Origin of the sequence: Mesorhizobium sp. M7A.F.Ca.US.005.03.2.1, assembly GCF_003997795.1 — a bacterium.
GTDB classification, from domain to species: domain Bacteria; phylum Pseudomonadota; class Alphaproteobacteria; order Rhizobiales; family Rhizobiaceae; genus Mesorhizobium; species Mesorhizobium ciceri.
In genome coordinates, this window is sequence record NZ_RZRP01000487.1 from 1 (window position 1) to 4,780 (window position 4,780).

General features: G+C 63.7%; 5 protein-coding genes. All 5 read left to right on the forward strand.

What is annotated here, in order from left to right; genetic code table 11:
- A partial coding sequence (locus EN991_RS23690) for a M20/M25/M40 family metallo-hydrolase (protein ID WP_127369665.1) occupies window positions 1–282 on the forward strand: 282 nt, incomplete at its 5' end.
- A gap of 161 nt (window positions 283–443) precedes the next feature.
- Window positions 444–1,922 (forward strand): ABC transporter substrate-binding protein, encoded by a 1,479-nt coding sequence (locus EN991_RS23695; RefSeq protein WP_013531218.1) that lies wholly within the window; start codon window positions 444–446, stop codon window positions 1,920–1,922.
- Between the two features lie 13 nt (window positions 1,923–1,935).
- Window positions 1,936–2,883, forward strand: coding sequence for an ABC transporter permease (locus EN991_RS23700; protein ID WP_013531217.1), 948 nt, complete (start codon window positions 1,936–1,938; stop codon window positions 2,881–2,883).
- Window positions 2,880–3,749 (forward strand): ABC transporter permease, encoded by an 870-nt coding sequence (locus tag EN991_RS23705; protein WP_013531216.1) that lies wholly within the window; start codon window positions 2,880–2,882, stop codon window positions 3,747–3,749. The genes EN991_RS23700 and EN991_RS23705 overlap by 4 nt, the downstream gene beginning before the upstream one ends.
- A partial coding sequence (locus EN991_RS23710; RefSeq protein ID WP_164769336.1) for an ATP-binding cassette domain-containing protein occupies window positions 3,746–4,780 on the forward strand: 1,035 nt, incomplete at its 3' end. The genes EN991_RS23705 and EN991_RS23710, both read left to right, overlap by 4 nt.

Sequence of the window (4,780 nt, forward strand, 5' to 3'; positions counted from 1 at the left end):
CCGCTGATGACCGAGCGCGACGCGCCGGTGGTCAAGGCGGTTGCGCAAGGCATCATGGCGATCTTCGACCGCGAACCCGATTATGTCATTTCGCCCGGCACCTATGACCAGAAGCATATAGCTCGCATCGGCCATATCTATGATTGCATCGCTTATGGGCCTGGCATTCTCGACCTCGCCCACCGGCCGGACGAATGGGTCGGCATATCGGACATGGTGGAATCGGCCAAGGTGATGGCGATAGGGCTCAACGTGCTGCTGCGCGGCACAGCCACGGGATAAGGTGCGCACCGCGACAAGCTTCGACTGCCGATGCGGTCGCCAGGATAAAAACATTCCCGGCCACGCCAAGGGGCAGAACGAAACGCAATTTACTCCGTGGCGAAATCACGCTTCTATCACTCGGGTTCGAGCACGTGTCTGAACGCATGGGGAGTTGCACGATGAAATTGTGGATAACCATTCTGGCGGCCGCGGTGCTGTCGCTGGCCGCCGGCACCTCTGCGTTCGCCGCGCGAACCGACCTGGTCATCGGCATTCCGCTCGAACCCCCGCATCTCGATCCGACCGCCGGTGCCGCCGCAGCGATCGACGAGGTTCTCTATGCCAATGTGTTCGAAGGCCTGACGCGCATCGGGCCGAATGGCGAGGTGCTGCCGGATCTGGCCGAAAGCTGGACCATTTCCGATGACGGCAAGGTCTACACCTTCAAGCTGCACACCGGCGTGAAATTCCATGACGGCACCGACTTCGATGCCGCCGACGTGAAATTCTCGCTCGATCGTGCCCGCGCCGACAATTCGGTCAACGCGCAAAAGGTGCTGTTCGCCGCCATCGACACGGTCGACGTGGTCGACCCGGCAACCGTCAAGGTCACGCTGAAGAACCCGCAGGGCTCGTTCCTCTACAATATGGGCTGGGGCGACGCGGTGATCGTGGCGCCGGAATCTGCCGACACCAACAAGGAAAAACCGATTGGCACCGGCCCGTTCAAGTTCCAGAGCTGGGCCAAGGGATCGTCGATCACGCTGGTCAAATCGGACAATTACTGGGGCACGCCGGCGTCGCTCGACAAGGCCGAGTTTCGCATCGTGCCGGATGCCGCGGCCTATGTGCCGGCGCTGCTCTCGGGCGACATCCAGGCTTTCCCGTTCTTCGATGCCGACAGCGTCGCCCAGGTCAAGGACGACCCGCGCTTCAAGGTGGTGATCGGCGCGACCGAGGGTGAGACCATCCTGTCGATCAACAACAAGAAGCCGCCTTTCGACAAGCTGCAGGTGAGGCAGGCGATCTCTTACGCGCTCGACCGCAAGGCCATCATCGACGGCGCCTCGGCCGGCCTCGGCCAGCCGATCGGCTCGCATATGTCGCCGGCCAACAAGGACTATGTCGACCTCACCGGCCGCTACCCGCATGATGTCGCCAAGGCCAAGGAATTGCTGAAAGAGGCAGGCCTCGAGAACGGCTTCAAGGCGACGCTGAAACTGCCGCCGCCCACCTATGCCCGTCTCGGTGGCGAAATCATCGCCTCGCAGCTTCGCGACGTTGGCATCGATCTGGAAATCATTCCGGTCGAATGGGCACAGTGGCTGGACCAGGTGTTCACCAAGAAGGATTACGACCTGACGATCGTCTCCCACACCGAGCCCAACGACATCGATATCTATTCGCGCAAGGATTATTACTTCAACTACGACAACCCGGCCTTCGACAAGGTGATTGCCGATCTCGGCGTCACCTCCGACGAAGCCAAGCGCAAGGAATTGCTGGGGCAAGCGCAGAAGATCCTGGCCGACGATGCGGTGGTCGGCTTCCTCTATGAATTGCCGAAGATCGGCGTCTGGGACGCCAACCTGCAAGGGCTGTGGGAAAACGCCCCGATCCAGGCCAATGATTTGACCAAGGTGAAGTGGAGCGAGTGATCCCTCACCTTCCATGACCGCCTACCTCCTAAAACGCCTCGCCATCGCCATCGCCACGCTGGTGCTGGCTTCCATGGTGGTGTTCGCCGTCCTGGAGATCCTGCCCGGCGATCCGGCGCGGCTAATGCTGGGCATGAATGCCAGTGCCGACCAGGTCGAGTTGCTGCGCAACCAGATGGGCCTCAACGCGCCGCTGGCTTGGCGCTATCTGCACTGGACGGGCGGCCTGCTCAGCCTCGATTTCGGCCGCTCCTACACCTATTCGGTGCCGGTCATCGATCTGGTGCGCGAGCGGCTGGCCGTCTCGCTGCCGCTGGCGCTGATTGCGCTTGCGCTCTCCACCCTCATCGCGATTCCCGTCGGCCTGTTTTCCGCCAGCCGGCGTGGACGGGCCGGTGATACGATTTCCATGGGCGCCGCACAGCTTGGCGTCGCCGTGCCCAATTTCTGGTTCGCGCTGATGCTGATCTATGTCTTCGCCGTCTGGCTGCGGCTGGTTCCTGCTGGCGGCTTTCCCGGCTGGAGTGCCGGCGTCTGGCCAGCCTTGAAGTCGCTGCTGCTGCCGGCGTTGGCGCTTGCCTTGCCGCAAGCCGCGATTCTGGCGCGCGTCACCCGCTCGGCGCTGATCGAGGTGCTGAACGAGGACTATATCCGTACCGCCCGCGCCAAGGGTCTGCCCTACCGAGCTGTGCTGTGGCGGCACGCGTTGCGCAACGCCATGATTCCGGTGCTGACCATTCTGGGCCTGCAGTTCGCCTTCCTGCTTGCCGGCACCATCATCATCGAGAATGTTTTCTATCTGCCCGGCCTCGGCCGGCTGGTGTTCCAGGCCATCACCCAGCGCGACCTGATCGTCGTCGAAAGCGTCGTCATGCTGCTGGTCGCCGCCGTCATCGCCGTCAATCTGCTGGTCGACCTTTCCTATGCGGTCGTCGATCCGCGCCTGAGAAGCCGGCAATGACACTGCACATCGACATATCAGAAGAGACGTTCGGCAGCATCCTGAGCAAGGCGTTCGGGAATACCGCCTTCGTTGCCGGTTTCGTCATCACCCTGCTGATCCTGGCAATGGCTGTCGTCTCCTATGCCTGGACGCCCTATGACGTCACGAAACTGGTGATATCGGATAAGACGCAAGCGCCCTCGCTGGCGCACTGGTTCGGCACCGACCATTTCGGCCGCGACATCCTGTCGATGGTCATGGTCGGCGCCCGCAATTCGATTGCCGTGGCGCTGGTCGCGGTCGGCATCGGCATGGGGGTCGGCGTGCCGCTCGGCGCCTTTGCCGCGGCACGCGGCGGCCTCGTCGACGAGGCGCTGATGCGGCTGAACGACCTCGTCTTCGCCTTCCCGGCTTTGCTGTCGGCGATCATGATCACCGCCATCTTCGGACCGGGCGCCGTCAACGCCATCATCGCCATCGGCATCTTCAACATCCCGGTCTTTGCGCGCGTCGCCCGGGCCGGCGCGCTGGCGATCTGGCCGCGCGAGTTCATTCTCGCCGCACGCGCCGCCGGCAAGAGCAGCACGCAGATCACAATCGAACATGTGCTGCCCAACATCGCCACGCTGCTTCTGGTGCAAGGCACCATCCAGTTCGCTCTGGGCATCCTGGCCGAGGCCGGGCTTTCCTATCTCGGCCTGGGTGCGCAACCGCCAATGCCGAGCTGGGGCCGCATGCTGTTCGACGCGCAGACCCGCATGGTGGTGGCGCCATGGATGGCGATCTTTCCGGGCATGGCGATCGTTGTCGCCGTGCTGGGGCTGAACCTCCTGGGCGACGGCATCGCCGACATCCTCGATCCGAAATCGCGGCGGCAGCGATGAGCCTGCTCGACATCGAGAACCTGTCGCTGACCATCGGCGACACGCAGATCCTCAAGGGTGTGGAGCTTTCCGTCGCGGCCGGTGAGGTGATGGGGCTGGTCGGCGAATCCGGTTCCGGCAAATCGATGACCGCGCTGACGGTGATGCAGCTTCTGCCCCATGCCGCGCGCGCCAGCGGACGTGTCACATTCGACGGCATCGACATCCTGGCAGCAACCGAGGACCAGATGTGCGCGCTGCGCGGCGACGACATCGGCATGGTGTTCCAGGAGCCGATGACGGCGCTCAATCCGGTCAAGACCATCGGCGAACAGGTTGCCGAAGGCATACGCTGGCACACCAGGGCCAGCCGCGCCGAGGCCGAAGACCGGGCGCGAAAAATGCTCGACCGTGTCGGCTTGCCCGAAGCGAAATTCCCGCTGTCGCGCTATCCGCACGAACTGTCGGGCGGCCAGCGCCAGCGCGTCGTCATCGCCATCGCCTGTGCGCTGAAGCCGAAGCTGCTGATCGCCGACGAACCGACGACGGCGCTCGACGTGGTGCTGCAGGCACAAATCCTTGATCTGTTGCGCGACCTCGTCGCGGAGAGCCGCATGGGCCTGCTTCTTATCTCGCATGACCTCGCCGTGGTGACCGAGATGGCTGACCGCATCACCATCCTGCGCCGCGGCGAGGTGATGGAAGCCGGCGACACCGCACGCACGCTATCCGAACAGCTCCACCCCTACACGCGCCAGTTGGCGCAGGCCTCGATGCATGTGCCGGCGCGCGCCAGGCTCCATGGCATCGAGACGGGCCGCCCTTTGCTTCAGATCGAGGGCGTGACCCGCGACTATCCCGGCCGGCGCACTTCGATGTTCAAGCGCGCGCCTGGTATCCGCGCCGTCGACGACGTCTCGCTGTCGATGGCGCCGAGTCAGTCAGTGGCACTGGTTGGTCGCTCCGGCTGCGGCAAGTCGACGCTCGCCCGCATGATCCTGGCGCTGGATCGGCCGACATCGGGCTCGATCCGGTTCCGCGGCGGGACCATA

Bases quoted from the DNA above. Each gene is read 5' to 3' on its own strand.
- EN991_RS23705 (WP_013531216.1), top strand. From the start codon at position 2,880: ATGACACTGCACATCGACATATCAGAAGAGACGTTCGGCAGCATCCTG.
- EN991_RS23700 (WP_013531217.1), top strand. From the start codon at position 1,936: ATGACCGCCTACCTCCTAAAACGCCTCGCCATCGCCATCGCCACGCTG.
- EN991_RS23695 (WP_013531218.1), top strand. From the start codon at position 444: ATGAAATTGTGGATAACCATTCTGGCGGCCGCGGTGCTGTCGCTGGCC.